Source organism: Wenyingzhuangia sp. 2_MG-2023 (genome assembly GCF_030548295.1).
Lineage (GTDB): Bacteria > Bacteroidota > Bacteroidia > Flavobacteriales > Flavobacteriaceae > Wenyingzhuangia.
This window is the reverse complement of the sequence record NZ_JAUOSB010000005.1, coordinates 104,341-131,126: the sequence shown is the minus strand read 5'-3', so window position 1 is coordinate 131,126 and position 26,786 is coordinate 104,341. Positions and strand designations below refer to the sequence as shown.

Sequence of the window (26,786 nt, the reverse complement as noted above, 5' to 3'; positions counted from 1 at the left end):
GTAAAACATTTTATTTCAAAGAGGCAATTATGTCTTCTGCACCTTTTACTTTTTGATTTAAAGATACGTTAATTTTGGCATCTAAAGGAAGGAATACGTCAACTCTAGATCCAAATTTAATGAATCCAGCATCGGTTCCTTGCGCTACTTCTTGTCCAACTTCGGCATAATTCACAATACGTTTTGCTAGTGCTCCAGCTATTTGTCTGTACAGTACCTTTCCAAATGTTTTGTTTTCTACCACTACAGTTGTTCTTTCATTTTCTTCAGAAGCTTTTGGATGCCAGGCTACTAAAAACTTACCAGGGTGATATTTGCTGAATTTTACAATTCCTCCCAATCCATATCTGGTTACATGAACATTTAATGGACTCATAAAAATAGAAACTTGAATTCTTTTGTCTTTAAAATATTCAGATTCATATACTTCTTCTATCACAACAACCTTACCATCTACAGGAGCAACTATATGGTTGTCTGATATTTTGGTTTTTCTTTTAGGGTTTCTAAAAAATTGAAGAATGATAATGACAAAAAATAATGCGATTGTATAAATTAAATATTGCAACCAAACATATTCTTTTAATAAAAAATAGCTTAGGTCTACACCTATAATTGCTAAAATAAGCGTTGCTCTAATAATCAATCTACCTTCTTTATGAAACATAGTTTATGAAATTAATTGTAAATAAAAATATATAAATGGTGAGGCAAATAATAAACTGTCAAAACGATCCAAAACTCCTCCGTGACCTGGAATTAAGTTACCACTATCTTTAATGTTTGCGGCTCTTTTAAACATTGATTCTACCAAATCTCCAAGTCCCCCAAAAATACTAATAACAATGCTTAAACCAATCCATTCTGGCAAAGAATATTGTGTGAAATAATATGACAATATACTAGCTGTTATAAGTGTGAAAAACAGACCTCCAACAGACCCCTCAATTGTTTTGTTGGGAGATATTTTTGGATAAAGTTTGTGTTTTCCTATTGCTTTTCCGGTCAAATAAGCAAAAGTATCCGTAGACCAAATAAGTATAATACATCCTAAAAAGGTTGTTCCTTCATATATATGTGCTTCGTTACAAAAGGGAATAGCAAGTATGATGGTAAAAGGAACAATGGCATATAAGTAGGTTAAAAATACAATTCCTAAATCTAAAAAAGGAGAGTTGTTGACTCTTTTAAACAAGACAATTAAAAAAGAAGCGAATAAGATTACATAAATAAAACTTGTGTTGATGATATTGTTAGAAATGATGTTAGTTACCTCAAAGTTGCTTTTTAAAATTTGGATACCTCCAGCAGATAAGATAAAACTAATGACTCCTAACACATAAAAAAAAGGAGTTTTGTATTTGCTAAGTTTTTGAAATTCAAAAATAGCCACCAACATAAAAAAGAAAAACAAAAGATAAAATGTAAGACTGTTAAAGAGTGTTGCACCAATAAGTATGGAGATAAAAATAATTCCTGAAAAAGCTCTTTGTAACATAGTTAAGATGGGTTATAAGTCCTCAACAAGAATTAAGTACAAATTTTTAGTATTGGAAACTCCGTAATTTAAGAAGTTTTCTTTTGTTTGTTGGTCAGAATAGTTTCTAATATCACAAATGTTTGTTGGTAATTTTCCTTTAGAATTGGTTTTGATACCTGTCAATGCTTCTCCCATGTTTTTTACCATCTGACTTGTTTTGGCAAATACAATAAAATTTTGATCCAATTCTCCTAATTTCATTTCACGAATTTGATTAGAGGAAAGCATAATATTTCCAGAATCTGCAACTAAATGTTCGCAATTTGTAAAAAAAGGACTGTCATAATTAGAAGTAGAAATAGGAGCTTTTGTCAAATTACATATATCTTTCAGTTGAGAATCAACACATGAAATTTTGATCCAATTGTTTTCTTTTAATATATTATGAAAGGTTGCAAGTGCTTCTTTTTGAGAGATACAGTATAAAAATTTACCTCCTTTATTGATGAAGTTTTGTACAAACAAATCATCTAAAGAAAAAACATCAGACGGATTGTTGACTGTTTCTTCTTTAGATGATAGTGCATTTGTTGAAGTTTTAAAAAGTTTTTTAAAAAAATTCATTTTTCAAATTATCTCAGAATTAATTGCTTGCTTCTGGATTGCTTTTCTCTATTTGTTCTTCTAGCTTTTGTTCTAGTTTTTCTCCTTCTGTTAAAAAGGCTCTTTCTCCAAAAATTTTAATCAAATCATCTTTAAAAATAACTTCTTTTTCAAGTAGTCTTTCTGCCAACTCTGTTAATTTATCTTTGTTTTCAGTTAAGATTTCAATAGCTCTTTGGTATTGAGATTCAATCAGTACGCTAATTTCATCATCAATCAATTTAGCAGTAGTATCACTATACGGTTTGGTAAAGCCATACTCTTGACCACTAGAATCGTAATAAGTCAAGTTTCCAATTTTTTCACTAAGTCCATAAATGCTTACCATGGCTCTAGCTTGTTTGGTTACTTTTTCCAAATCGCTTAAAGCTCCTGTAGAAATTTTATTGAATATAATTTTTTCTGCAGCACGTCCTGCTAAGGTAGCACACATTTCATCTAACATTTGCTCTGTTTGAACAATCATTCTCTCTTCTGGTAAGTACCAAGCAGCACCTAAGGATTGTCCTCTAGGAACAATAGTTACTTTTACTAATGGAGCAGCATGTTCTAACATCCAACTAGCAGTAGCGTGTCCAGCTTCGTGAAAAGCGATGGTTTTTTTCTCTTTTAAAGAAATAATCTTGTTCTTTTTTTCCAATCCTCCTACAATTCTATCAACAGAATCTAAGAAATCTTGATTTTCAATTTCTTTTTTGTCTTTTCTAGCAGCCATCAAAGCAGCCTCGTTACAAAGGTTTGCAATATCAGCTCCAGAAAAACCAGGAGTTTGTTGTGCTAAAAATTCAAGATTTACGTCTGTACCTAATTTTAAAGATTTTATGTGAACTTTAAAGATAGCAGAACGTTCATTCAAGTCAGGTAAGTCTACATAAATTTGTCTATCAAATCTCCCCGCACGCATCAATGCTTTGTCCAAAACATCAGCACGGTTGGTTGCCGCAATTACAATTACGTTTGTATCCGTACCAAAACCATCCATTTCTGTCAACAATTGGTTCAAGGTGTTTTCGCGTTCGTCATTACCACCAGTCATGTTATTTTTTCCTCTAGCTCTACCAATGGCATCAATTTCATCAATAAAGATGATTGATGGAGATTTTTGAGCAGCTTGTTTGAACAAATCTCTAACTCTAGAAGCACCTACACCTACAAACATTTCAACAAAATCAGATCCAGATAAAGAAAAGAAAGGAACTCCAGCTTCACCAGCAACTGCTTTTGCTAATAACGTTTTACCTGTACCAGGAGGTCCTACCAATAATGCTCCTTTAGGAATTTTACCTCCCAAATTGGTGTATTTTGATGGGTTTTTTAGAAAGTCTACAATTTCTTGAACTTCTTCTTTAGCACCAACCAAACCAGCAACATCTTTGAAAGAAATTTTAATCTTTTGATTTTCATCAAACAATTTAGCTTTAGATTTACCAATGCTAAAAATTTGACCGCCAGCACCACCGCCAGCACCACCACCAGACATTCTTCTCATGATGAATATCCAAACAACCAAAAGGATGATGAAAGGTAAGAATCCTATTAGAGATTCTAAAATATTTGTTTGATTGTCAAATTGTAAGTCAAGAGCCAAATTGTATTTAGCCTTGCTATCTTTGATCAGGTTTTCAAAATTTTCTAAACTACCAAAATTATACGTTAGTGTTCTTTTGCTTGAAACCCAAGGCAAAGAATTGTCTTCCGTTTTTGGTGTTAATTGTTTTTCAGCTTCATCTGTCAAATAGATTTTTGCATAATCGTCATTGATGATAAATATTTTTTGAATGCTATTAGATCTTAGGTATTCTTCAAATTTATTTTTTGAAATTTCACCAGTGTTCTCAGCATTTCCAAAAAAGTTAAATGATAAAATAACTGCAATTATTGCAGCATAAATCCAATAAGAATTGAATTTAGGTTTCATCCCATTTGGTTTAGGTTGATTTTTGTTTTCTTTGTTCATTCTAATTTGTGCTTTTAATAGATTAAGATGGGATGTTAGTGATTTTTGCATCTCCCCATAATCCCTCTATATCATAAAGTTTTCTTGTTGGTTTTTGAAATACATGCACAACTACGTGTATATAATCCAAAAGAACCCAATCTGCTTGTGCTTCTCCTTCTACATGATATGCTTTTTCTTTGGCTTCTTTCCCAACTATTTTCTGAATAGAACTTGAAATTGCTTTGACATGGGTGTTTGATGTTCCTGAACAAATTATGAAATAATCGCAAACAGTATTGTCGATTTCTCTCAAATCCAATAACTGGATATCTTCTCCTTTTAGTTCATCAATTCCTTTTAAAACGGTACTAATTAGTACATCAGTACTTACATATTTTTTTGACATTAAAAAATCTTTAGCTTTGCAACAAAGTTATTGTTTTTTGACAGATAACTTATATGAATATAATTATAATTTACTAGTGAATATAATCAAACTTAGTGCCATTGACTCAACGAGTCGTTTTTTGAAGGATTTGTCAAAAAAGGATACTTTAAAGAATTTTACAATAGCTGTGGCCAATGTTCAATCTCAGGGGAAAGGACAAAGAAATACCCAATGGCATTCCGAAGACGGTAAAAATTTGTTGTTTACCTTATATGTTGAATTTCAGAGTCTTCCTGTGTGTTTAGCACCTGTTCTGAGTTTTTTGTCGGCATTGAAAATTAGAGAAGTATTGGATAGATATTTAGGCTCTAAAGCAAAAATTCAAATTAAATGGCCTAACGACATAATGTCATACAATTCAAAAATGGCGGGAATTCTAGTAGAGAATACGTTAAATAATAATGGGATTACATCTAGTCTTATTGGAGTTGGTTTAAACGTAAATCAAATTATATTTCCTGATTTTTTACCCAATGCTACTTCTATGGCTTTGGTAACAGGAATGGATTTTGATAGAGAATTACTTTTGAAAGAAATTTTAACAGAATTGAAATTAGTATTGACAACAAGATACATTCTAGAAAATCAATTAGAAATAAAACAAACGTATTTGTCATACCTCTACAAATTAAAAATACCTACCATGTTTAAAGATGCAACTGGAGGTGTTTTTATGGGGAAAATTACTGGAGTTTCGGATGTAGGTAAATTAGTCGTTGAAAAACAAGACGAGCTAGAATATGAGTACGAAGTTAAAGAAGTTAGTTTTCTTCTTTAAGCATTTTTCATGTTTTCACTTAATGCATTGATGAAATTGGTCAATGGTTTTTTGACCATCATGGCCATCATTGGATTGAAATCTCCCTCAAAAAACAATTGTGAATTTGTTTTGTGATCATCACTTTCTGTTAAAAGAACGGTAAGCGTAAAGTCTAGTTTGCTAGAAGCTGCTCCTAAAACAATTTTTTCATTAGGAATCTTTTCTTTTAAAACAAGTCTTATTTCAGGCATTCCTGATAAAGCAAATAAAAAAGAATCTCCGTCAACTTCAAATTTCTGTTTGTTGCTAGGCATCAATTGATCAAAGTTTTTTAAATCTGTTAAAAAAGCAAAACTTTCAGCAGGTGTTTTTGATATGGTAACAATAGGAGTTTCAAGTTTCATAGGAATAAGAATTTTGGGATAAGAAAAAACACCTTAATCTTAACTTTTTTAAGATTAAGGTGTTGGTGTTTTTTAATCTTCTTCAACAGTCCAAGTTTCAGGAGACTTTCTCCATGTTTGAATCATTGCCAATTCTTTAGAATTGATATAATTGTCTTTTTCTGCTTGCTCTAGCAGCGTTTTATAATCGCTTAGTGTTGTTAAATCAACGTTGGCTTCTTCAAAATTTTGCGTAGCAACAGGAAAACCATATGTAAAAATAGCCATCATTCCTTTTATAATAACATCAGCTTCTCTTAGTGCTTCAACCGCTTGCAGGCTACTTTTTCCTGTGCTAATCAAATCTTCTACGACCACTACATTAGAACCTTTTTCTAAATGTCCTTCTATCTGGTTTTGCCTGCCGTGCTTTTTAGGTTCGGGTCTCACATATACAAAAGGAATTCCCAATTCTTGAGCAACAAGTACCCCAATAGCAATAGCTCCTGTAGCAACACCAGCAATAACGTCTGGCTTTCCATATTTCTCTTCAATTGCTTTGGCCATGTTGGCTTTTAAGAAATTTCTGATTGTTGGGTAAGACAGTGTGATTCTGTTGTCACAATAAATAGGAGATTTCCATCCAGAAGCCCATGTAAATGGTTCTTGTGGTTGTAATTTGATCGCTTTAATTTTCAAAAGCTGCTCTGCGGTATTATTTGCTGTATCTTTGTCAAATATCATAATGCAAATGTATAAAGTTTTTTTCAATGAGAATCTTGTCGCATTCACAGACGCAAACACTGTGTTGACAGGTTTCCGTTTGGTAAAGTTTAAAGATCTCGATTTTCAATTTTTTTTGCGTGAACTTCGAGAAGATCACTCTGCAAAAATAAATGTTATTTGTGACAATTTAGAGAATGATTGGATAAGATTCCTTTTAAATTTTGAAATCAGAAAAGCGGCAGGAGGAGTTGTTAAAAATCAACTAGATGAATTGCTGTGGATTTACAGATTTGACAAATGGGATTTGCCTAAGGGACATGTTGAAAATGAGGAGTCTAATGAGGTGGCAGCTATACGTGAAGTGGAGGAGGAATGCAGTGTTTTTGGATTGAAAATAGAGCGTGAGTTGCAAACTACATATCATGTTTTTAAACACAAAAATAAAAATGTGTTAAAAGTTACATACTGGTTTTTGATGAAAACAGAGGAGAGACAACCTAATTTGGCACCACAATTGGAGGAAGGAATAACCGACGTTGGTTTTAAATCCATCGCCGAATCTAAAAAGTGTCTTGAAAACACTTATGGAAATATTAAAATTTTATTATCAGACATTATTAGCTTAGTGTAAAGAACTAGTTTTAAAAACGTCTTAAGTATCAAATTATTTTTATGAAACTCGGATTGCATTTTTTTAAATTAATCACATTTTTTATTGTTTTGTCTACCCAAGCACAGGTATTTGATCCTGTATCTTGGAAAACTTCTGTCGCGGAAAATCAAGAAGGAGACTTGTTTTTGATAACAACAGCTACCATAGAAGAAGGTTGGCATTTATACAGTCAACATATAGAGGATGGTGGCCCCATTCCAACTACTTTTTATTATTCTGAAACGATTCAAAAACTAGGAGAAACTGTTGAAGGGGAGGGAATTGAAGTAGATGATCCTAATTTTGGAATGCGTGTAAAGTATTTTGGGAAAGAAGTGACTTTTAGACAAAAAATAGCACTATTAAATTCTTTGTCAAAGATTCAAGCATCAGTTGAATATATGGTTTGTAACGATGAAAAATGTTTGCCTCCTAAAGAGGTAGATTTAATTTATGATGTAAAAAACATTGAAAAACAAGAGATTTCATTCATTTCAAAAGGTGAAAATAAAAAACAAGAGATTCCAAAAAATGTTGTCTCTACGAACATTGAAGAAACAGTTGCTAAAGAAAGTTATTGGATGTTATTTGCATTGAGTTTTTTAGCTGGATTGACTGCACTGATTACTCCGTGTGTGTTTCCTATGATTCCGATGACCGTTAGTTTTTTTACCAAACAAAGTAAAAATAGAGCCATAGGAATTAAAAATGCTATTATATATGGTTTGAGTATTGTTGTGATTTATGTACTGCTAGGTACGTTAGTCGTGGCTGTTTTTGGACCAAGTGCATTGAATGAATTGTCTACAAGTGTTACTTTTAATATTGCCTTTTTTGTAATTCTAATCCTTTTTGCTTTTGCCTTTTTGGGAGCTTATGAATTGGTGCTGCCAAGTTCTTGGGGAACCAAATTGGATGAAAAAGCTGACAAAGGTGGAGTTTTAGGAATCTTTTTTATGGCATTGGCACTGTCCGTAGTTTCTTTTTCATGTACAGGGCCTATTGTTGGAACAGCATTGGTACAATCTGCATCACAAGGAGGAATAGGACCTATTGTTTCTATGTTAGGGTTTTCTTTGGCAATTGCCATTCCATTTACGTTGTTTGCTGTTTTTCCAGGTTGGATGAATTCATTGCCAAAATCAGGAGGATGGTTGAATACGGTAAAAGTAGTTTTAGGATTTTTAGAATTGGCTTTGGCATTTAAATTTTTATCCAATGCAGATTTGGTATTGCAAGCGCATTGGTTGGAGAGAGAAGTGTTTATTGCTATTTGGATTGTGGTATTTTTAATGATGGGACTTTATTTATTAGGTAAAATAAGATTGCCACACGATTACCAAGCGATAGAAAAAATTTCGGTCACCAGACTTTTGTTGTCTATGTTTTCTTTTGTCTTAGTGGCTTATTTAATTCCAGGTTTGTTTGGGGCACCTGTAAAAATGGTAGGAGCATTTGTTCCTCCTATAGAATATAGTGAATCTCCAAATGGATTTGGGGCACAACAAAGTACTCATGAAAATTTACCAGAAGGTGCTCATATTTTATCACCATATAATATTTTAACGTTTAAGGATTATGATTTAGGATTGGCCTATGCTAAAAAAGTTAACAAACCTATTTTGTTAGATTTTACAGGTTATGCATGTGTGAATTGTAGAAAAATGGAACAAAATGTATGGACAGATGCAAAAGTTTTGTCAATACTTCAGAATAAAATAGTTTTAATTTCTCTTCATGTAGACGATAGGCAAAGTTTTGATGAGGAAGAGATTTCTCCATTAACAGGAAAACCATATCGATACAAAGGGCAAAAGTGGTCGCATTTTCAAGAACAAAAATACAAGACCAATGCACAGCCTTTTTATGTTGTTTTAAATGCTGAAGGTGAAGACGTGTCAAAACCTGTAGGCTATACACCCAATGTGGATGCTTATTTGAGTTGGTTGCAGAATGGAATATCTAAGGCATCCAATTAAGATTATATTAAAGTCAAAGCCTTGTGAGAATCTTAAGAGTTAAGTAATTTAGCCCCATGATAAATAAAACTTTTCAAGATAGATATCCGTCTCTACTGCCATTTGTAGGGGTGTTGATTTTAAGCTTGTATTTCTTTGTGTATCCTAAAGGAGAAGTCGTTTTGATGATGAATAGGATTCACAGCCCTTTTTGGAATTTAGTTTTTACAAAGTTGAGTAGCATAGGAAATGCGTTGAGCATTTTTTTCTTTTTAGCAATTGTTTTGTGGAAGTTTGAATTGAAGTATTTGTACTTTTTTGTACTGGCTTTTCTTTTAGAATCGTTAATAATTGTACTTTCTAAAAATCTTATTTTTAAAGGAGCTCCCAGACCTTATTTATTTTTTGAAGCGCAGGGTATTTTGGATCAAGTGGATTTTGTTGAGGGAATTAAAATCAATAAGAGAAAATCATTTCCATCAGGGCATACGGCTTATTCTTTTTGTATGGCTACTTTTTTTGCGTTAAAAGTAAATAAAGTTCGTTTTTCTATCTTTTTAAGTGTTTTCGCAGCGTTTGTTGGAATGTCTAGAATGTATTTGGTGCAGCATTTTTTTATGGATGTTTTTACCGGTGCTGTTGTAGGTATTTCTATGACTTGTGTAGCATATCTGTTGGTCTTTAAAACGGAAAAGGAATGGTATAATAAACGTCTTTTTCAAAAGAAAACACGCTAATGTAATTCAAATATTACAATGAAAATATTCAATACACGATACACTTATTTATGGGTGTTTTTATTTGCTTTTGTACTTTGTTTGTTTGGTATAGGAGATTCTATTATTTACATACTAGACGAAGCAAAAAATAGCGAAGCTGCCAGAGAAATGATGGTGTATGGAACGTATTTTAAACCTACTTTTAATGATGTTGTAAGAACGGACAAACCTCCATTTCATTATTTTTTAATGATAATTGGATATAAAATTTTTGGTGTAAACGCTTTTGGAGCCAGGTTCTTCTCTGCGGTTTTCGGGGCACTAACCGTTCTATCTACTTTTGTATTTACCAAAAAACATTTGGGAAAAGAAATTTCTAAAATTACATTTTGGATTTTACTATCATCCTTTTATTTTATTCAAGAATTTCATTTAGCAGTACCAGATCCTTATTTGATTTTTTGGGTGAGTTTGGTGTTCTTTTGTTATATTGATTTTTACATTTCTCAAGATAAAAAAATACTTTGGTTGCTTTATATTGCTGTAGGGTTTGGAATGCTAACCAAAGGTCCAGTGGCTTTGGTATTGCCAAGTTTGGTGGCTTTTGTACACTTGTTGTTGAATAAAAATTTCACGTTAAAAGTGATTTTAAAGTACAAGTTTTTAGAAGGTATTCTGTTGGCCTTACTGATTAGTTTTCCTTGGTTTTATATGGCTCACGAAACTACCAATGGTGTTTTTACAGAGGGCTTTTTCTTTAAACATAACTTGAATCGTTTTCAAGGGAAAATGGAAGGTCATGGTGGAATTTTCTTGATTACAATAGGTTTTGTGCTCTTAGGAATGTTTCCTTTTTCTTTTTGGAGCTTTAGAGCTTTGTTTGAGTCTATGAAACAGAAAAAAGAAAATGTATTTATTTTTTATAGTGGATTGGTCGTTCTTATTTTTGTTGCATTTTTTGCAATCTCATCTACCAAGTTGCCTAATTATACCATGCCTTGCTATCCTTTTATAGCTATTTTATTAGCATGGTATTTTAAAAAGAAATATAGAAGAAACAGTAAAAAAGGGGAGTTGAAATTGAAGTATGCAGAATGGATTGTTTTGTTGATGATTTCTCTAGCACTTCCAGTAGCTGGTTTTGTAGGCTTGTCATTAGAGCCTCAATTGGTAGGGAAAACTTGGGTAGCTTTCTTATTAATTTTTGTACCTGTTGGTGTAGGTGTTTCATTTTATTACTATATAAAACTGCACTTAAAAATAAGTTTCAAATTATTGATAGGTACTTTTATGTTGTTAGGTTTGGTGCTATTTGGAATCGCATTTCCTGTACTTACAAAAGCCACTCCTGTAGAAAAATTCAAAGAAATGGTAAGTATGGATAGGCCTGTTGTTGTTTACAAAAGAATGGATGCTGCCTTTCCTATCAATTTTAATAGAACTTATAAAGTTGTACAAAGTATTACAGAAGTATCAATCTTTTTAGAAAAATATCCATCAGGTGTTGTAATGACCAATACAAGAAATAAAGAGGAGCTAAAAGAATTGAGTGTTTTTAAAGAAGTATTCTCACAAAAGAGCTTGTTTGAAAATCATACAACAAGAGTCTATGAAAAAGGAATAAATTCAATTCCTGAGTAAAATAGTTAAAACATGATTTTATCCAAAAGAGATGTTTATATTCTCTATAGTTTATTGCTTTTAGTATATGTGTGTGGGTTGTTTATTCCTGTAATGGAAAATGATTCTGCACAACATGCAACCATGGCAATGAGAATGTATTTGAAAAATGATTTTTGGAATATATACAAAGGAACTCAAGATTATTTAGACAAACCTCACGTGCATTTTTGGTTGGCAGCACTGTCGTTTAAAATTTTTGGAATTTACGATTGGGCATACCGAATTCCAGCTTTACTGTTTACATTTATGGGAGCTTATTGCACCAATAAGTTAGCCGTTCATTTTTATGGAAAAAAAATCAATCATATTGCAGCATTGATTTTTTTAGCTGCCCAAGCTGTTATTTTATCAAATCACGATGTAAGAACTGATGCTGTTTTAACGGGAGCTACAATTTTGGCAGTTTATAATTTTGTCAAGTATTTAGATTCTGGAAATCTTAAAAACATATTGTTAGGTTTTTTAGGTTTGGCCATAGGTTTTGGAACTAAAGGACAGTTGGCGGTTTTTGTTTGTGGAGTCATCATGCTGGTTCATGTAATTTATGCACGTAAATGGAACTACGTTTTTTCGTGGAAGTTACTATTGGGTGTGTTTGCTTATGCGTTGTTTATTTCTCCAATTCTTTATGCGTATTATTTACAATTTGATTTGCATCCAGAAAAGGTGTTCTTAGGAAAAAATAACATTTCTGGTGTTCGTTTTATTTTATGGGATCAGAGTTTTAATAGATTAACAGCTACGGGGCATCAACAAAATAGTCCAGATTATTTTTTCTTTTTTCACACTATTTTGTGGGCTTTTTTACCTTGGCCATTGTTAATGTATACAGGTTTGTTTGTAAATATTAAAAAAGGAATTACACAAAAATTTAGAAAAATTAAATCTTTTGAGTTGATGAGCTCTTTAGGTGTACTTTTGGTATTGTTGGTAATCAGTACTTCTAAATTTAAATTGCCTCATTACTTAAATAGTCTATTTTCATTAATGGCTATTTTGGTCGTTAGTTATTTGTGGCAATTGCATTCAGAACACAAAGTAAAAACGCTAAAACGTTGGGCTAATTTTCAAATAGGATTGTTCTCTTTTCTATCGTTGTTTGTTTTAACCTTGTCTTTCTATGCATTTCCTTTAAAAAATATGTTTGTTGTTTTTGGGATTTTGGTGATTTTATTTTTACTGATTTATTTTTTGATCAAAGTAAAAGCAGAACCTTTTAGAAAGCTGATTGTGGCTTCTGTTGGTTTTATGATTCTGATCAATTTTACATTGAATGCTCAGTTTTATCCCAATTTATTACAATACCAATCTGGGATTCCTGCAACCAAAATAATACAAGAACATCATGTGGCTAAAAAAGATTTGTTTTTGTTGGATGGATTGTGGAGTTGGTCTTTAAATTTTTATACACATGAAATTTTAGAAACCATTCCTTTGGATAAAGTTGCGGAAGATTTAAAACCAGGACAATGGTTGTATATTGATGAAAAATCCAATCAAGAATTGAAGAAAAGTGGGGTTGTTTGGACAAAAGAATATGAGTTAGAGCATTACAGAATTACAATGCTAAAACCTGCTTTTTTGAATCCTAAAACAAGACACAAAAAATTAAGCAAGAGATATTTAGTGATAAAGTAATCTAAAACAAGAGGCAAAATAAAATGAATGAGACTGCTGAAAATGATGATAAATTGAAAGAATGTAGTTTAAATTATGTGTTTTATCAGTAAGTTTGCCTAATCGAAAACATAAAAAATGAGTAAGACTAGTTTGTTATCCATCGTAATTCCCGTTTACAATGAAGAAGGGAATGTAACCTTATTAACTGAGAATATAGATAGAGGTTTAGAAGGTTATCAGTATGAAATTATATATATAGACGATTGTTCTACAGACAACACACGTAAAGAAATAAAAGAACTAAAACATCCTAAAGTAATTTTAGTAGAACTTAGAAAAAATTACGGACAAAGTTCTGCCATTGCAGCCGGTATAGATACTGCCAAAGGAGATTATATCATAACCATGGATGGTGATTTACAGAATGACCCATCGGATTTGCCAGCAATGTTGGACAAGTTGATAGAGGAGGATTTGGACATGATTACAGGAATTCGTCAAAAAAGAAAAGATAATTTTGTAAGAACCTTGCCTTCAAAAATAGCCAATTTCATCATTAGAAAAACTACGGGATTACATATTACTGATCACGGTTGTGCTATTAAAATTTTTACAGCAGAAACTGCTAAGGGATTGAAATTGTATGGTGAAATGCACCGTTTTATTTCTTTGGTAACGTTTATGAATGGAGCTCGTATTTCTGAAATGCCCGTAAAACACCATGCTCGTCAGTTTGGAGTTTCTAAATACGGTTTGGGAAGAACGTTTAAAGTAATCAATGATTTGTTATTGATTCTGTTCCAAAGAAAATATTTGCAAAAACCAATTTATTTATTCGGAAATATCGGATTGACTTTTGCCGGTATTGGAATGCTTATCAATATTTATTTGTTGGTAATTAAATTGTTAGGAGAAGACATTTGGGGAAGACCTTTGTTGATTTTAGGAGTGTTGATGGTGGTAATGGGAATTCAGTTTTTTACTGTAGGAATCATTATAGATTTGTTGATGAAAACATATTACGAATCTCAAGACAAACGTCCGTACAACTTAAGAAAAGTAACTACTTTTGAAAACTAAACAACTTAAGAAAATTGTAACCACAAGCTTAAAAATAGGAGTCAGTGCACTCCTGTTTTATTTTGTTGCTACTAAAATCTCTTTTTCAGATGTGTTTAACATTATAAGAGAAAGCAATGTAGGTTTGTTGGTGTGCAGTGCTGTTTTTTTATTGATATCTCAATGGGTTTCTTCCATTAGATTGAATACTTTTTTTCATGCTTTAGGTTATTTCTTATCACACAAAAGCAATCATGTTCTCTATTTTATAGGAATGTTTTATAATTTTTTTATTCCAGGAGGAATAGGAGGAGATGCATATAAAATTTTTAAATTGAACAAACAATTTGACTGGAAAGTAAAAAAACTATCAGCAGCAGTTTTTATAGATCGTTTTTCGGGATTGACGGCTATTGGAATGTTGTTGGTAGTTTTATGTATTCCTTTTGTACAGTCTTTAGGTTGGATCAAATCTAATGTTTTGTTATATGTCTTAGGGTTTTTGTTACTAGCCCTGATTCCGTTAATTTCTTTGATTTTTGTTCACAAACTATTTCCATCTTTTAAAGATGTGTTTTTTAAAACCTTAGGATTGTCAATCATTGTACAAATTCTTCAGTTGATTTCCATCGGTTGTTTGGTTGTTAATTTTGATGTTTTATCAGATCTATTATCGTACTTATTGGTCTTTTTAATCTCCGTTGTATTATCTATTGTTTCTTTTGCGGGAATTGGTGTTAGAGAATTTGTATTTTACCAAGCCGCAGATTTGTTGCGGTATGACAAAGATATTTCTGTAGCCATTGGATTGTTATTTACGTTTATAACTGCCGTAATTTCTTTGGTTGGAGTAGGATTCCAATTAAAAAAATACACTCTAGAAACATCTAAAAACAATGTTTGATCTTTTGTAGCTATACTTGTATTCTGAATTATCATCGTCAATTTTTTATTACTAATAACTACCACATACAAAGCTTTTTTTGTTGCTGTAAAATTGCCTATAAAAATATTTTGAAGATGTGATAAAAGACTGATTTACCGATTAGTTAAATAAAATAAATGTTGTATATTTGCAGTCCTTTTTAGCGAGCTAGGTTTAGAAAAGGAATGAAACAAAAAATCAATTAACACCTTTAGTTGTTGTTACTCGCTTTTAAAAACTGATTTTCAGCTAAATACAAATTATTTTAGACAAATGTCTGAAGAAACTCAAAACACAGTAGAAGCTCAAGAGCAAGAAACTGTACAAGTAAACCCACAAGAATTTTTAGCAAACTTTAACTGGCACAAATACGAGCAAGGTATTGATGAAGTTAACGAAGAAAAGTTGAAGGAATTTGACGCTGCTTTAGAAGGAACTGTAGGTTTTGTTAACGAACGTGATGTAATTGAAGGAACTGTAGTTCGTATTACTGACCGTGACGCGATCATCGATATCAATTCTAAATCTGAGGGAGTTATTTCTTTAAATGAATTCCGTTACAATCCTAACTTAGCTGTTGGAGATAAAGTAGAGGTTTTAGTTGATAGAAGAGAAGATCACTCAGGACAATTGGTATTGTCTCACAAAAAAGCAAGAGTAATCAAAGCTTGGGATAGAGTTATTGCTGCTCAAGAATCTGGTGAAGTAGTTAACGGATACGTTAAGTGTAGAACTAGAGGAGGTATGATTGTTGATGTTTTTGGAATTGAAGCATTCTTACCAGGATCTCAAATTGACGTGAAGCCAATTAGAGATTACGATCAGTATGTAGACAAAACAATGGAATTCAAAGTTGTGAAAATCAACCACGAATTTAAGAACGTTGTTGTATCTCACAAAGCTCTTATCGAGGCTGATATTGAAGTTCAGAAAAAAGAAATTATTTCTGGATTAGAAAAAGGTCAAGTATTAGAAGGTGTGGTTAAAAACGTTACTTCTTACGGTGTATTCGTAGATTTAGGAGGAGTAGATGGATTGATCCACATTACAGATTTATCTTGGTCAAGAATTAACCACCCGTCTGAGGTAGTTGAATTAGATCAAAAATTAAACGTTGTAATTTTAGACTTTGATGACAAGAAAACTAGAATCCAATTAGGATTGAAGCAATTGTCTCAACACCCTTGGGATGCTTTAGATACGAACTTAAATGTTGGTGATAAAGTTAAAGGAAAAGTTGTTGTTTTGGCTGACTACGGTGCATTTATCGAAGTTGCTGAAGGAGTTGAAGGATTGATTCACGTTTCTGAAATGTCTTGGTCTACTCACTTGCGTTCTGCACAAGATTTCGTGAAAATCGGAGATATTGTAGATGCTCAAGTATTGACTTTAGATAGAGAAGAACGTAAAATGTCATTAGGTATCAAGCAATTACACCCAGATCCATGGGCGGATATTACTGCTAAATACCCAATCGGATCTACTCACAACGGAATTGTTCGTAACTACACTAACTTTGGTGTTTTTGTTGAGTTAGAAGAAGGTATTGATGGATTGGTTTATATTTCTGACTTGTCATGGACTAAGAAAATCAAACACCCATCTGACTTTGTTGCTGTAGGTGATAAATTAGATGTACAAGTGTTAGAATTGGATGTTGAAAACAGAAAATTAAACTTAGGACACAAACAAACTCAAAGCAATCCTTGGGATGGACACGAAGCTACTTACGCTTTGAATACTGACCACGAAGGAACTGTAAAAGAGAAAACTGACAAAGGTGCTGTTGTTGAATTCCAAGAAGGAGTTGAAGCATTTGTACCTACTCGTTTGTTAGAAAAAGAAGATGGTTCTAAAATTAACAAAGGAGATACTGCTATTTTCAAAGTAATAGAGTTCTCTAAAGAATTTAGAAGAATTGTTGCTTCTCACACTGCTACTTTTAAAGATGCAGAAGCTAAAAATGTAAAAGCTCAAGCTAGAAAAGCTGAAGCAAACACAGAAAGCAAGTCTACTTTTGGAGACATCGCTGGATTGGCTGATTTGAAGAAAAAAATGGAAGGGAAATAAGCTTCCTTTTTAGATAAATTTAAAGCTGTTTTGGTTCGCCAAAACAGCTTTTTTTGTGCCATACTTTGTATATTTACCCCACCAGTATGAAGTATAAAACTAAAAATTAATTATTATGATATTAATTGCAGATGGCGGATCTACAAAGGTGGATTGGTTTGCCCTTAACATAGATAAAACGGAAAGGTTTAAAACCAGAACGGAAGGATTGAATCCAGCTATTGTAGATAAAGATATTCTTAAAGATAGAGTTTTAGATAATATAAATTTAGAGCCGGTAAGAAAAGAGGTTACAAAGGTTTTCTTTTACGGAGCAGGTTGTGGAACATCTAAAGCAATAAAAAACTTAGAAGAAGTGTTTCAAGAGATTTTTGTAAACGCAGAAATTGTTGTTGCAGAAGATATGTTGGGAGCTGTATATGCAGCATCAGAAGCAGAACCAGCTATTGTGTGTATTTTAGGAACAGGTTCTAATAGTTGTTATTTTGATGGAAAAGAAATAATGTCTTGTTCTGTGTCTTTAGGATGGGCTATTATGGATGAGGCAAGCGGTAATTACTTTGGGAAACAATTGATACGTGATTACTACTATAAAATTATGCCAGAAGAAATTAGAGAAAAATTTCAGGATAGCTTTAATTTGGAAGATGACTATATTAAAAAAGAATTGTACAAAGGAAAAACTCCAAATACATTTTTAGCAAGTCATGCTGCTTTTATGTTTGAATTTAAAGAACATGATTATATTACTGGTTTGATAGAAAAAGGAGTAGATGAATTTTTCAGATATCGTGTTTTACCTTATGGAAAAGGAAAAGAAACACCTATTTATTTTATAGGTTCTGTTGCTTTTTATTTCTCAAATATTATTGAGAAAGTAGCCAACAAGTACGATTTGACTTTTGCAGGAGCTATTCAAAGACCTATAGATAATATGATTAACTATCACAAAAAACATTTGCTATAGTTGCTCATTAAAAATTATTATGCAAAAAAGGAAGTTTGAAACATCAAACTTCCTTTTTTATTTTGGCAGAATTTATGTTTATTTTCGTCTGTATGAATTGCTGTTCTCTCTTTTACTATAAGCAACACTAGATTCGGAATTATCTTTAGTAGTGTATTCGGTTTTAGCAGACTTTTTTTGACTGCTTTTTGTAGAGTTGTATTCTTTTGTTTTCTTAGAAGTGTACTTGTTTTTTTTGTTGTATTTGTTTGCGTAATATTTGTTAGATGGATAATATTTAGGTTTGTTGTAAACAACAACACGTCTTTTTGTAACAGGTCTAGTATATGTAGTTCTATATGGTCTGTAGTTAATATTGTACCTATTAACATAGCCTACGGATCTGTTATAAGCACCATTTTGGTGGTAATAGACGGTTAAATTACCGATATTGTTTATAAATCCATATCTATTGTAATTGATGGAAACATTACCAATTCTATTAACTCTACCATAATAATCGTAAAAAATAGAAGTATTTTCTATTTGAACAATTTCTCCATTTCGATTGTGTTTGATGTATGGAGTGTAATTTTGTCCTGTATTGAAACTAACATTAATGTTTCTTGTGTTGATGTGAATATTGTTAGATTTGGGAATGATATTGAAATCAAATTGACCATCTTTAAAAACAGCGTATTCTACATTGTTTTCAACAAAAACAAAAGGTTTTTCTTCGTAGTGATTGATAGCTGCATTAGCGGAAAATTGTAGAAGAACAACAGCGGAAAATAAGAGTATTAATTTTTTCATAATCTGTGTGTTTTAATGAAACTTGGTTTCTTTATTTCAAGAAACTTAACACAGGTTAGAATCCAAAGAACGTGCCAAAATTATAATCATGTGATTTTGTGTGTTTTAAATCAAAAAAAGCTAATAGAGGTTGATCTATTAGCTTTTTTTGATTGTTTGAGTATATCTTAATGAATGTCTTCCAAAGTCTTGATGGTAGACAATCCGTTTTCTATTTTAGACAATTGTGTTTGTAAAATAGATTTGATTGAAGGTGGAATTGCGGTGTCATAAATGACGTCTTTATAATCTTCAACTGATTTTTTTTCACCTGTAATAGCTTCTTCTAACATCGCTTCGGCATCATCATTGGTAAAATAAGATTTTAAATCCATCCATGTTCTGTGAGCAGAACCTTGCATACTTCCTTCTTTGTCAAAATCTCCGTCTAGGGCTTTTATCTCATCCATTAATTCATCAGAAAATTTTTTTCTTTGTTCTGATTTTGTTTTAAAATAGGCTTTTAATCCTAAGTGACTTGTATTTTCGGCTGCTTTGGAAAATCCCTTTTCAGCATCGTGTGTTCGTACTAATAGTGTTTCTAATTTGTCAGTAATTGCTTTTTGAACTGTTTTCATGGTGTTATTTTTTAGTGTGATACTTAGATGATGTGTATCACAGAAACATCGTGTTTGTTAGTCCAAAATTAGCGATAGAATATTGTTTGTTTTTGCTCAAATGAGTTAGTTGTGTTCTCATATGAAAAAAATAAAAGGCTTAAAAAAATAATTTAAGCCTTGGTTATCTGTTGGTTGTCTATTTTTATAGTGCTTCTAAAATTCTTTCTAATGCCATCCCTCTAGAGCCTTTAATTAATAAGGTTGTGTTCTTAAAATCAAAATAAAAGTTATTCTTTAAATCGTTAAAAGTTTTGTAAAAATGTGCACCTTTTCTTTGATGTTTGTAAAAATGTTCGCCTACAAATACGTTTGTTTCAAAATTGTTAGCCAATGTATGATTGATTAAATTTTCATGTTCTTGAGAGCTTGTTGTTCCAAGTTCAAACATATCACCTAGAATGACAGCTTTTTTAGAAACATTGAGAGCTGTTAAATTTTCCAAAGCTGCATTCATGCTGGTAGGATTGGCATTGTAAGCATCTAAAATAATTTGAATTGTATTTTTTTTAATAATTTGAGAACGATTGTTTTCGGGAATGTAACCTTCAATTGCTTTTTTAATGTTGTCGTTGGAAATGTTAAAGTGAGTTCCAATTGCAATGGCAGCAATAATATTGTTGTAATTGTATTTCCCAATCAAATTGCTCTGAATAATTTGATTGTTATGAGCCAATTGAACATAAGGAGTCAGTTCTAACAAAGGTGTCTCGTGTGGATTGAAATAAATACAATCACACAATTCAGCTTGCTCAACTTGTTTTTTCTCTTCTTGATTTACAAATGCAGTTCCTTCTGCATTGGCTATATAATCATACATTTCAGATTTCCCTTGAATAATTCCTTCTTCAGATCCAAAACCTTCTAAGTGTGCTTTTCCGAAATTGGTGATGTAACCAAAATTTGGAGCAGCAATAAAACATAAAAATTGAATTTCTTTTAAATGATTGGCACCCATTTCTACAATTCCAATCTCAGTCTCAGCGGTCATGCTTAAAATTGTAAGAGGAACACCAATATGATTGTTCAAGTTTCCTACAGTTGCCACTACGTTGTGTTGAGTTGCTAAAACCTCTCTAATCAATTCTTTGGTGGTGGTTTTTCCGTTGCTACCCGTTAAAGCAATGATGGGAATACCCAAATGTTCTCTATGAAAATGAGCCAATTGCTGTAGTTTTTCTAGAACATTGTTCACTAAAATAGTTCTTTCATCTATATAGAAATCCTTTTCATCAATAACAACGTAAGAAGCTCCTTTTTCCAATGCTTGTTGTGCAAAAGTATTTCCATTAAATTTTTCTCCTTTTAGAGCAAAAAACATGGAATTGGGAGTGATTTTTCTAGTATCAGTGGTAAAGTTTTGCTTTTGTAATAAAAACAATTCGTGTAATTCTTGAATTTTCATGTCCAACTATAATAGGGTTGTCATTAAAGAGGTGATATATACGCCAGCAGTTTCTGTTCTAAGTCTATTTTGACCCAACGTAACGGGAATGTAATTTTGCTGTATTGCAAGATCAATTTCATTGGGAGTAAAATCTCCTTCAGGACCTACAAGTATCAAAAGATCATTGCTAGGTTTTGCTATTTTTTGTAAATATTTTTTATTGTCCTCGTCTTCGCAATGTGCAATAAATTTTTGTGAAGCTGTTTGTTGCTTTAGAAAAGTATCAAACAAAACAGGTTCGTTTAAAATAGGGAGATGCAACTGAAGTGATTGTTTTATTGCAGATTGAATGATTTTTTTCATTCGATCTATTTTTATTATTTTTCGTTCAGAGTTTTTGCAAATAATAGGAGTAATTTCATCAATTCCTATTTCTACAGCTTTTTCTAAAAACCACTCGTATCGATCATTTAATTTGGTGGGAGCAATGGCAATATGTAAATGATACGGCCTGTTTTTAGGATGCTGTGTTACGTTATCTACAACAACGATGCATCTTTTTTCATTGGCTAAATTGATAGAAGTAGTGTAAAAATTACCTTTTCCATCAGTTATATAAACAAAATCTCCTTCTTTTTTTCGGAGTACTTTTATCAAATGTCTACTTTCATCTTTGTCAAAAACAAACGATGTGTCTGTAGGTTGTATGTGTTCGCTAATCGATAAAATCATATTTCTTCTGGATGTTTAGTAATCAGAAATTACATCCTCAATTTCTTCTTCGGGGTCTTCTTTTTTTTCTTTTTTCTTAAAGAATCTACTAAAGAAACCTTTTTTCTCTGCTTTAATATCTTCCTCAGAATCTTCTTCTTTAGATTTCTTTTTCCTTTTTTTCTTCTTTTTAGGTTTCAAATCTTTTTTCTTGCTTTTGAATTTACTGAAAAATCGAGTAAAGAAATTGTCTTTTTTTGGTTCTTCTTCTATAGTTCCCATTTCTAATTCTTGTTCAAGAAGTTCTTGGTCTATATTTGCTTCATCCTCCCAATATTCATCTTCAAGTAATTTGCTTTTTTTGTAAACCCATTTGTCTTCGTGTTTGTCTATTCGGTACGAAGCATTGATCCCAAATTCTAATCCAGAAACATCATTACCAAAAGAAGCGTCTAAATAGGCGGAAACTGAAAGATTTTTTTGGATTAAATAAGGAGTACCGATCCCTAAATTTAGATAAGAATACAGATCGTTGTTGTGATATCCTAATTGCACAAAAGGGTTGAATCTATCAAACATTAAGTACGCACTAGATATTGTATAAATAAATTCAGGCAAATCACCACCAAAATAATTGTAATCAAATTGATTGTTGATTCGTAATTTTCTGCTAATATTGTTTTGAGTAATCAGGCTAAAAGAAAAAGATCCAGCACCACCATTTACAAAATTACTACTTGTAAGCGGGGTATTTAAATGTACGGCTAAGGCTATGCTAGGTATCAGTCCGTTGTATTTAAACCCATATCTTCTGTTCCAACTTTTTTTAAGTTCAGTACTTTCTTTGTTGGTATGTTGATAAATAAGATATTTAAGCCCGATAGCTAAATTTTCTGCTCCAGTAATAGAAGGTAAGTTTTCTGTAGAAAAACTTTGGTGTGTGTAAAGTACATCAAAAGAGGCTTCTAGTCTTTCAGTAGCAAACCCATAACGAACGTTTAGTAAATTGCTGATGGCTGTGGACTTTATGCTTGGGTTTTTAAAAGACTTAACAAAAGAAGTGTTTTCAAACTGAAGTACATCTGTACCAAGAGCATAAGGTGTTTCTGTATGACCAGGCCTATTTGAATTTATAATGCTCGTGTATTGTGCATAATTTGTGGTTGTAAAAAACAAATAACAAAAGATGCTTAAAAGTATTCGGTTCATAATAGCTAGAAAATATATAAGTGTAAATATAATATTTTATACTGTGAGAGGTTGGTTCGTTTTCAAATTATTATTTTTGGGGAACTAAAAATTTAAGAATGCAAGAAGCGAGTGTTATGGGACTGATTAGAACTATCTTAATTATTATGGCAATATATTACGTTGCTAAGTTTTTCATGAAGTATATTGCTCCTGTTTTGTTAGTGAAATATGTGGAAAAAAAAACGGGACAACAGCAAACTAAAAAAGAAACTGTTACAAAAGAAGGCACCACAACAATTGATAAAAAACCACAACAAAATAGTACAGTAAGTGATAATGTTGGGGAGTATGTAGATTATGAAGAAGTAGATTAATTTTCTAAAAAATAAAAGTTGAAAAAATCAATAAATGTAAAACAAGTAGCAGTTTATTTAGGAGTGCTTGCTGCTTTTTGTATCGTAGCACTTTTTTATTTCAAACCTGTCTTAAAAGGATATAAAATTTTTCAGAGTGATATTGCTCAGTTTAGAGGAATGTCTAAAGAATTGAATGATTACAGAACAGAAAATGGTAAAGAAGCTTATTGGACGGATGCTGCCTTTGGAGGAATGCCTTCGTATCAATTAAGTACGTATTATCCCAATGATTATATCAAAACGGTAGACAGTATTATTCGCTTTTTACCAAGACCTGCAGATTATCTGTTTTTATATTTTGTTGGTTTCTTTGTTCTGCTAACAGTTTTAAAGTTTGATTGGAAGCTAGCTTTGATTGGTTCTTTGGCGTTTGGTTTTTCTACCTATTTTATCATTATTTTAGGGGTTGGACACAATGCAAAAGCACATGCTATTGGTTACATTCCTTTGGTTTTGTCTGGAGTTTTGTTGTTGTTCCAAAATAAATACGTTTTGGGGTTTGTTTTAACAGCATTGGCTACAGGTTTAGAAGTACACACAAGTCATCCACAAATGACGTATTATATGTTGTTCATGTTTTTGTTTGTGGGCGGATTTTATGTGTTAGAACATTATCAAAACAAAACAATCAAAGAAGTCATCAAGCCAATTTCTTTTGTTATTGTAGCTATGGTTGTTGGGTTGTTAATGAATGCCCAAAGCTTGTTAGCTACCAAAGAATACGCATCTAACAGTACGCGTAGTAAAAGTGAATTGACAATTACTCCTGATCAAAAAAGCAGAGAAGAAACAACGGGTTTGTCTAAGGATTACATTACAGAATATAGTTACGGAAAATTAGAGCTACTAAATTTAATGGTGCCTGGTTTTGTTGGAGGTGCCAACAATGAAAACCTCGGTATAGAATCTCATACATATCAATTTTTAGCTCCTAAAATAGGAGTGAAACAAGCAGCTAAGTTTTCAGAAAATGCTCCAACTTATTGGGGAGAACAGCCTATTGTAGCAGCACCTGCATATATTGGAGCGGTATTTGTTTTTCTGTTTTTTGTAGGTTGTTTTTTAGTGAAAGGATGGATTAAAAAAGGATTGATTGCAGCGGTTGTTTTTTCTTTGTTGATGAGTTTGGGTAAAAATTTAAGTTTTTTAACCGATTTTTTTATTGATTTTGTACCGATGTACAACAAGTTTAGAGCAGTTACGTCTATTCAGATTATAGCAGAAATATGCATTCCTTTGTTAGGAATGTTGGCTTTAAAAGAATTGTTGGCTGATGAGGTTTCTAAAACAGAAAAATTTAAAGCATTAAAACTTGGATCACTAATTACAGGTGGTTTGTTGTTGCTTTTTGTCTTTTTGGGAGGAATGTTTTATTCTTTTGAAGGAGTAAATGATGTGTATTGGAATTCTCAAATTGCAGGTTTTTCTGGAGCACTGCAAGCGGATAGAAAAGCAATGTTATATGGAGATGGTGTACGTTCTTTGTTTTTGATTTTGATTGTAATTGGAGCTTTGTGGTTGACATTAAAAACAAAGTTTAAGAAAGAATATACACTTGTTGTTTTAGGATTGGTACTGCTTTTTGATACCATGAGTGTAGCAAAAAGATATGTAAACGATGCTGATTTTTTACCATCGAACAAAGTAGAAAAGCCTTTTCAGAAATCTGCTATAGACAAACAGATTTTACAAGATACAGGGCATTATAGAGTGGTGAATTTTTCTGGTAATTTTATGAATGATGGGGCAACATCCTATTTTCACAAATCTATTGGAGGGTATCATGCAGCTAAGTTGAGAAGATATCAAGAATTGGTGGATTTTCAGATTTCAAAGAACAATATTGAGGTGTTGAATATGTTAAATACCAAATATTTTATAGTTCCTACAGAAGATAGTAAGCAAGTGCAAAGAAATCCTGGAGCAAATGGAAATGCTTGGTTTGTAAACAATACCATTAATGTAAATAATGCCGATGAAGAAATTTTAGCTTTATCAAATTTCAATTCTAAAACGGATGTGGTTGTAAATACCAGCGAATTTAACGTAGCTCCAATCGAAAAAGATCCTACAGCAGAGATTCAATTACAATCTTATGAACCTAATGATTTGGTTTATACATACAAATCGGAAAAGCCTCAGGTAGCGGTGTTTTCGGAAATTTATTACCAGCCAGGATGGAATGCATATATAGATGGTGTTTTGAAACCTCATTTTAGAGCCAATTATGTTTTAAGAGCAATGAATGTTCCTGAAGGAGCACATACTGTTGAGTTTAAATTTGAACCTAAAGTAATTCAACAAGGGGCAAGTATTAGTTTGATAGGGTATATTTTGTTAATTGTAATTTCTGCAATTTTAGCATTTCTATATCGAAAAAAGAAGTAATCGGATGCGTATAGGAATGATTTTGGATAAAAATTTTCCACCAGATCCAAGGGTAGAAAATGAAGCTGTGTCTTTGGTGAATTCAGGGCACGACGTTTTTTTATTTTGTTTGAAATACGATGAAAAAGAGAGTGATTTTGAAGTGATCAATGGAATTCAGGTTAGTAGATTTACGTCCAATTTATTAGAATATAAGTTGTCTGCTTTGGCCTATACGGTTCCTTTTTACACAAACAGAATGGCTAAAAAAATTGAACTATTTGTAAAGCAACAGAATGTTGAGATACTTCACATTCATGACATTAGAATTGCAGATGCCGTTTTTAAAGCCAACAAAAAAATAGGATTGAAAACGGTTTTAGATCTTCATGACAACATGCCAGAAGTGATGAAGTTTTATCCTCATTTACAGAAGTTTCCGGGTAAATACATCATATCACCTACAAAATGGAAAAAAAAGGAAGAGGAGTTTATAGCAAAAGCTACTAAAATTATCACCGTTTCTCCAGAGTTTGTTTCGGAAGTTGTGCAAAGAACTAAAATATCAAATGATAAAATAGTTTTGGTTCCTAATACCATCCGTAAATCTTTTTACCAAGATGCAGTTATGGATACAGAGATCTTAAAAAGATACAAAGATAGTTTTGTGATTTTGTACTTGGGAGATACGCATTTAAGGAGAGGTTTGCAAACAGCGATAAGTGCAATTAAAATTATTGCTGATAAAATTGAGAATGTAAAATTGGTGATTGTTGGAACCAACACAACAGATATTGTTTTAAAAAAACAAGTTCAAGATTTGGGAGTAGAAGATCTAGTTGATTTTGAAGGTTGGCAAAATGTAGCGTTGTTTCCGTCTTATATAAAAGCCAGTAGCGTGTGTATATCACCATTACACAGAAGCATGCAGCACGATGTTGCGTATGCCAATAAAATTTTTCAATACATGAGTTTTTCCAAGCCACTTTTGGTAAGCAATGCTACGGCTCAAAAAACATTGGTAAACAGGGTAGGAGCAGGATTGGTTCACAAAGATAGAGATGTAGATGATTTTGTAGAAAAGACTTTAGAATTGTACAAGAATGAAGCTTTGAGAACTAAAATGGGGCAAAAAGGAAAAGCGTTTATCGATAATGAATTCAACTGGGATCAAGCCTGTAAAGGGTTGATTGATTTGTATAATACCATTTAAA

Annotated in this window: 25 protein-coding genes; 13 read left to right on the top strand and 12 right to left on the bottom strand. The window is 32.1% G+C overall.

Annotated features, from left to right (window positions below):
* Nucleotides 1-10: 10 nt before the first annotated feature.
* Genes Q4548_RS08125 through rsfS form a run of 5 tightly spaced genes read right to left on the bottom strand, consistent with a single transcriptional unit; the run spans nucleotide 11 to nucleotide 4,488 of the window.
* Nucleotides 11-667, bottom strand: coding sequence for a phosphatidylserine decarboxylase family protein (locus Q4548_RS08125; protein ID WP_303453527.1), 657 nt, complete (start codon nucleotides 665-667; stop codon nucleotides 11-13).
* A 3-nt stretch (nucleotides 668-670) separates the two neighbouring features.
* Complete coding sequence (locus Q4548_RS08120; protein ID WP_303453524.1) at nucleotides 671-1,498, bottom strand: phosphatidate cytidylyltransferase; 828 nt, start codon at nucleotides 1,496-1,498, stop codon at nucleotides 671-673.
* A 12-nt stretch (nucleotides 1,499-1,510) separates the two neighbouring features.
* Nucleotides 1,511-2,104, bottom strand: coding sequence for an LUD domain-containing protein (locus tag Q4548_RS08115; protein ID WP_303453522.1), 594 nt, complete (start codon nucleotides 2,102-2,104; stop codon nucleotides 1,511-1,513).
* Nucleotides 2,105-2,123: 19 nt separating this feature from the next.
* Nucleotides 2,124-4,100, bottom strand: a complete 1,977-nt coding sequence (ftsH, locus tag Q4548_RS08110; protein WP_303453520.1) for an ATP-dependent zinc metalloprotease FtsH — start codon at nucleotides 4,098-4,100, stop codon at nucleotides 2,124-2,126.
* A gap of 22 nt (nucleotides 4,101-4,122) precedes the next feature.
* A complete protein-coding gene (gene rsfS, locus Q4548_RS08105) occupies nucleotides 4,123-4,488 on the bottom strand; it encodes a ribosome silencing factor (RefSeq protein WP_303453517.1) in 366 nt (121 codons plus the stop codon).
* A gap of 76 nt (nucleotides 4,489-4,564) precedes the next feature.
* Between rsfS and Q4548_RS08100 the strand changes: the two genes are divergently transcribed.
* The gene (locus Q4548_RS08100; protein ID WP_303453513.1) at nucleotides 4,565-5,308 is read left to right on the top strand and encodes a biotin--[acetyl-CoA-carboxylase] ligase; all 744 of its coding nucleotides are present in this window, start codon (nucleotides 4,565-4,567) and stop codon (nucleotides 5,306-5,308) included.
* Here the strand turns inward: Q4548_RS08100 and Q4548_RS08095 are convergent.
* On the bottom strand, nucleotides 5,305-5,694 hold the full coding sequence (locus tag Q4548_RS08095; RefSeq protein WP_303453511.1) for an SRPBCC family protein: 390 nt from the start codon (nucleotides 5,692-5,694) through the stop codon (nucleotides 5,305-5,307). The two genes, Q4548_RS08100 and Q4548_RS08095, sit on opposite strands and share 4 nt — an antisense overlap.
* A gap of 72 nt (nucleotides 5,695-5,766) precedes the next feature.
* Nucleotides 5,767-6,417 (bottom strand): orotate phosphoribosyltransferase, encoded by a 651-nt coding sequence (gene pyrE / locus Q4548_RS08090; protein WP_303453508.1) that lies wholly within the window; start codon nucleotides 6,415-6,417, stop codon nucleotides 5,767-5,769.
* Between the two features lie 7 nt (nucleotides 6,418-6,424).
* Here pyrE and Q4548_RS08085 point away from each other — a divergent pair, with 7 nt between their 5' ends.
* From Q4548_RS08085 to Q4548_RS08045, 9 genes are all read left to right on the top strand, one after another.
* Nucleotides 6,425-7,030, top strand: a complete 606-nt coding sequence (locus Q4548_RS08085; RefSeq protein WP_303453506.1) for an NUDIX hydrolase — start codon at nucleotides 6,425-6,427, stop codon at nucleotides 7,028-7,030.
* A gap of 41 nt (nucleotides 7,031-7,071) precedes the next feature.
* Nucleotides 7,072-9,030: a cytochrome c biogenesis protein CcdA gene (locus Q4548_RS08080; protein WP_303453504.1), complete on the top strand. Its 1,959-nt coding sequence runs from the start codon at nucleotides 7,072-7,074 to the stop codon at nucleotides 9,028-9,030.
* A gap of 56 nt (nucleotides 9,031-9,086) precedes the next feature.
* Nucleotides 9,087-9,746: a phosphatase PAP2 family protein gene (locus Q4548_RS08075; protein ID WP_303453502.1), complete on the top strand. Its 660-nt coding sequence runs from the start codon at nucleotides 9,087-9,089 to the stop codon at nucleotides 9,744-9,746.
* Between the two features lie 18 nt (nucleotides 9,747-9,764).
* Nucleotides 9,765-11,369 carry a glycosyltransferase family 39 protein gene (locus Q4548_RS08070; protein ID WP_303453499.1) on the top strand — a complete coding sequence of 535 codons (1,605 nt, stop codon included), beginning with the start codon at nucleotides 9,765-9,767 and terminating at the stop codon, nucleotides 11,367-11,369.
* A gap of 12 nt (nucleotides 11,370-11,381) precedes the next feature.
* Complete coding sequence (locus Q4548_RS08065) at nucleotides 11,382-13,049, top strand: glycosyltransferase family 39 protein (protein WP_303453496.1); 1,668 nt, start codon at nucleotides 11,382-11,384, stop codon at nucleotides 13,047-13,049.
* A 117-nt stretch (nucleotides 13,050-13,166) separates the two neighbouring features.
* Nucleotides 13,167-14,111 carry a glycosyltransferase family 2 protein gene (locus Q4548_RS08060; RefSeq protein ID WP_303453493.1) on the top strand — a complete coding sequence of 315 codons (945 nt, stop codon included), beginning with the start codon at nucleotides 13,167-13,169 and terminating at the stop codon, nucleotides 14,109-14,111.
* Nucleotides 14,101-14,994, top strand: a complete 894-nt coding sequence (locus tag Q4548_RS08055) for a lysylphosphatidylglycerol synthase transmembrane domain-containing protein (protein WP_303453491.1) — start codon at nucleotides 14,101-14,103, stop codon at nucleotides 14,992-14,994. The genes Q4548_RS08060 and Q4548_RS08055 overlap by 11 nt, the downstream gene beginning before the upstream one ends.
* Before the next feature lie 294 nt (nucleotides 14,995-15,288).
* On the top strand, nucleotides 15,289-17,085 hold the full coding sequence (gene rpsA / locus Q4548_RS08050) for a 30S ribosomal protein S1 (RefSeq protein ID WP_303453489.1): 1,797 nt from the start codon (nucleotides 15,289-15,291) through the stop codon (nucleotides 17,083-17,085).
* 115 nt (nucleotides 17,086-17,200) lie between these two features.
* Nucleotides 17,201-18,052, top strand: coding sequence for an N-acetylglucosamine kinase (locus Q4548_RS08045; protein ID WP_303453487.1), 852 nt, complete (start codon nucleotides 17,201-17,203; stop codon nucleotides 18,050-18,052).
* A gap of 78 nt (nucleotides 18,053-18,130) precedes the next feature.
* Here Q4548_RS08045 and Q4548_RS08040 read toward each other — a convergent pair whose 3' ends face one another.
* The 5 genes from Q4548_RS08040 to Q4548_RS08020 all read right to left on the bottom strand — a co-directional run bounded on the left by Q4548_RS08040 (nucleotide 18,131) and on the right by Q4548_RS08020 (nucleotide 22,807).
* Nucleotides 18,131-18,844, bottom strand: a complete 714-nt coding sequence (locus tag Q4548_RS08040; protein WP_303453485.1) for a hypothetical protein — start codon at nucleotides 18,842-18,844, stop codon at nucleotides 18,131-18,133.
* A gap of 167 nt (nucleotides 18,845-19,011) precedes the next feature.
* Nucleotides 19,012-19,461 (bottom strand): PA2169 family four-helix-bundle protein, encoded by a 450-nt coding sequence (locus Q4548_RS08035; RefSeq protein ID WP_303453482.1) that lies wholly within the window; start codon nucleotides 19,459-19,461, stop codon nucleotides 19,012-19,014.
* A 184-nt stretch (nucleotides 19,462-19,645) separates the two neighbouring features.
* Nucleotides 19,646-20,905 carry a UDP-N-acetylmuramoyl-tripeptide--D-alanyl-D-alanine ligase gene (gene murF, locus Q4548_RS08030; RefSeq protein ID WP_303453480.1) on the bottom strand — a complete coding sequence of 420 codons (1,260 nt, stop codon included), beginning with the start codon at nucleotides 20,903-20,905 and terminating at the stop codon, nucleotides 19,646-19,648.
* 6 nt (nucleotides 20,906-20,911) lie between these two features.
* Nucleotides 20,912-21,619, bottom strand: a complete 708-nt coding sequence (locus tag Q4548_RS08025; RefSeq protein ID WP_303453478.1) for a 16S rRNA (uracil(1498)-N(3))-methyltransferase — start codon at nucleotides 21,617-21,619, stop codon at nucleotides 20,912-20,914.
* A gap of 15 nt (nucleotides 21,620-21,634) precedes the next feature.
* Entirely contained in the window at nucleotides 21,635-22,807 is a 1,173-nt protein-coding gene (locus Q4548_RS08020) for a transporter (RefSeq protein WP_303453475.1), read from the bottom strand.
* A 98-nt stretch (nucleotides 22,808-22,905) separates the two neighbouring features.
* Here Q4548_RS08020 and Q4548_RS08015 point away from each other — a divergent pair, with 98 nt between their 5' ends.
* Genes Q4548_RS08015 through Q4548_RS08005 form a run of 3 tightly spaced genes read left to right on the top strand, consistent with a single transcriptional unit; the run spans nucleotide 22,906 to nucleotide 26,785 of the window.
* Nucleotides 22,906-23,163, top strand: a complete 258-nt coding sequence (locus Q4548_RS08015) for a DUF4834 domain-containing protein (RefSeq protein ID WP_303453472.1) — start codon at nucleotides 22,906-22,908, stop codon at nucleotides 23,161-23,163.
* Between the two features lie 18 nt (nucleotides 23,164-23,181).
* A complete protein-coding gene (locus Q4548_RS08010) occupies nucleotides 23,182-25,593 on the top strand; it encodes a YfhO family protein (protein ID WP_303453470.1) in 2,412 nt (803 codons plus the stop codon).
* A gap of 4 nt (nucleotides 25,594-25,597) precedes the next feature.
* Nucleotides 25,598-26,785 carry a glycosyltransferase family 4 protein gene (locus tag Q4548_RS08005; RefSeq protein ID WP_303453467.1) on the top strand — a complete coding sequence of 396 codons (1,188 nt, stop codon included), beginning with the start codon at nucleotides 25,598-25,600 and terminating at the stop codon, nucleotides 26,783-26,785.
* Nucleotide 26,786 lies beyond the last annotated feature (1 nt).

Coding starts and splice junctions, on each gene's coding strand:
- Q4548_RS08115 (WP_303453522.1), bottom strand. CDS start 2,104: ATGAATTTTTTTAAAAAACTTTTTAAAACTTCAACAAATGCACTATCA.
- Q4548_RS08040 (WP_303453485.1), bottom strand. CDS start 18,844: ATGAAAAAATTAATACTCTTATTTTCCGCTGTTGTTCTTCTACAATTT.
- Q4548_RS08080 (WP_303453504.1), top strand. CDS start 7,072: ATGAAACTCGGATTGCATTTTTTTAAATTAATCACATTTTTTATTGTT.
- murF (WP_303453480.1), bottom strand. CDS start 20,905: ATGAAAATTCAAGAATTACACGAATTGTTTTTATTACAAAAGCAAAAC.
- Q4548_RS08070 (WP_303453499.1), top strand. CDS start 9,765: ATGAAAATATTCAATACACGATACACTTATTTATGGGTGTTTTTATTT.
- Q4548_RS08125 (WP_303453527.1), bottom strand. CDS start 667: ATGTTTCATAAAGAAGGTAGATTGATTATTAGAGCAACGCTTATTTTA.
- Q4548_RS08120 (WP_303453524.1), bottom strand. CDS start 1,498: ATGTTACAAAGAGCTTTTTCAGGAATTATTTTTATCTCCATACTTATT.
- Q4548_RS08025 (WP_303453478.1), bottom strand. CDS start 21,619: ATGATTTTATCGATTAGCGAACACATACAACCTACAGACACATCGTTT.
- rpsA (WP_303453489.1), top strand. CDS start 15,289: ATGTCTGAAGAAACTCAAAACACAGTAGAAGCTCAAGAGCAAGAAACT.
- pyrE (WP_303453508.1), bottom strand. CDS start 6,417: ATGATATTTGACAAAGATACAGCAAATAATACCGCAGAGCAGCTTTTG.
- Q4548_RS08060 (WP_303453493.1), top strand. CDS start 13,167: ATGAGTAAGACTAGTTTGTTATCCATCGTAATTCCCGTTTACAATGAA.
- Q4548_RS08035 (WP_303453482.1), bottom strand. CDS start 19,461: ATGAAAACAGTTCAAAAAGCAATTACTGACAAATTAGAAACACTATTA.
- Q4548_RS08020 (WP_303453475.1), bottom strand. CDS start 22,807: ATGAACCGAATACTTTTAAGCATCTTTTGTTATTTGTTTTTTACAACC.
- Q4548_RS08085 (WP_303453506.1), top strand. CDS start 6,425: ATGTATAAAGTTTTTTTCAATGAGAATCTTGTCGCATTCACAGACGCA.
- Q4548_RS08015 (WP_303453472.1), top strand. CDS start 22,906: ATGCAAGAAGCGAGTGTTATGGGACTGATTAGAACTATCTTAATTATT.
- Q4548_RS08045 (WP_303453487.1), top strand. CDS start 17,201: ATGATATTAATTGCAGATGGCGGATCTACAAAGGTGGATTGGTTTGCC.
- Q4548_RS08095 (WP_303453511.1), bottom strand. CDS start 5,694: ATGAAACTTGAAACTCCTATTGTTACCATATCAAAAACACCTGCTGAA.
- Q4548_RS08065 (WP_303453496.1), top strand. CDS start 11,382: ATGATTTTATCCAAAAGAGATGTTTATATTCTCTATAGTTTATTGCTT.
- ftsH (WP_303453520.1), bottom strand. CDS start 4,100: ATGAACAAAGAAAACAAAAATCAACCTAAACCAAATGGGATGAAACCT.
- Q4548_RS08005 (WP_303453467.1), top strand. CDS start 25,598: ATGCGTATAGGAATGATTTTGGATAAAAATTTTCCACCAGATCCAAGG.
- Q4548_RS08075 (WP_303453502.1), top strand. CDS start 9,087: ATGATAAATAAAACTTTTCAAGATAGATATCCGTCTCTACTGCCATTT.
- rsfS (WP_303453517.1), bottom strand. CDS start 4,488: ATGTCAAAAAAATATGTAAGTACTGATGTACTAATTAGTACCGTTTTA.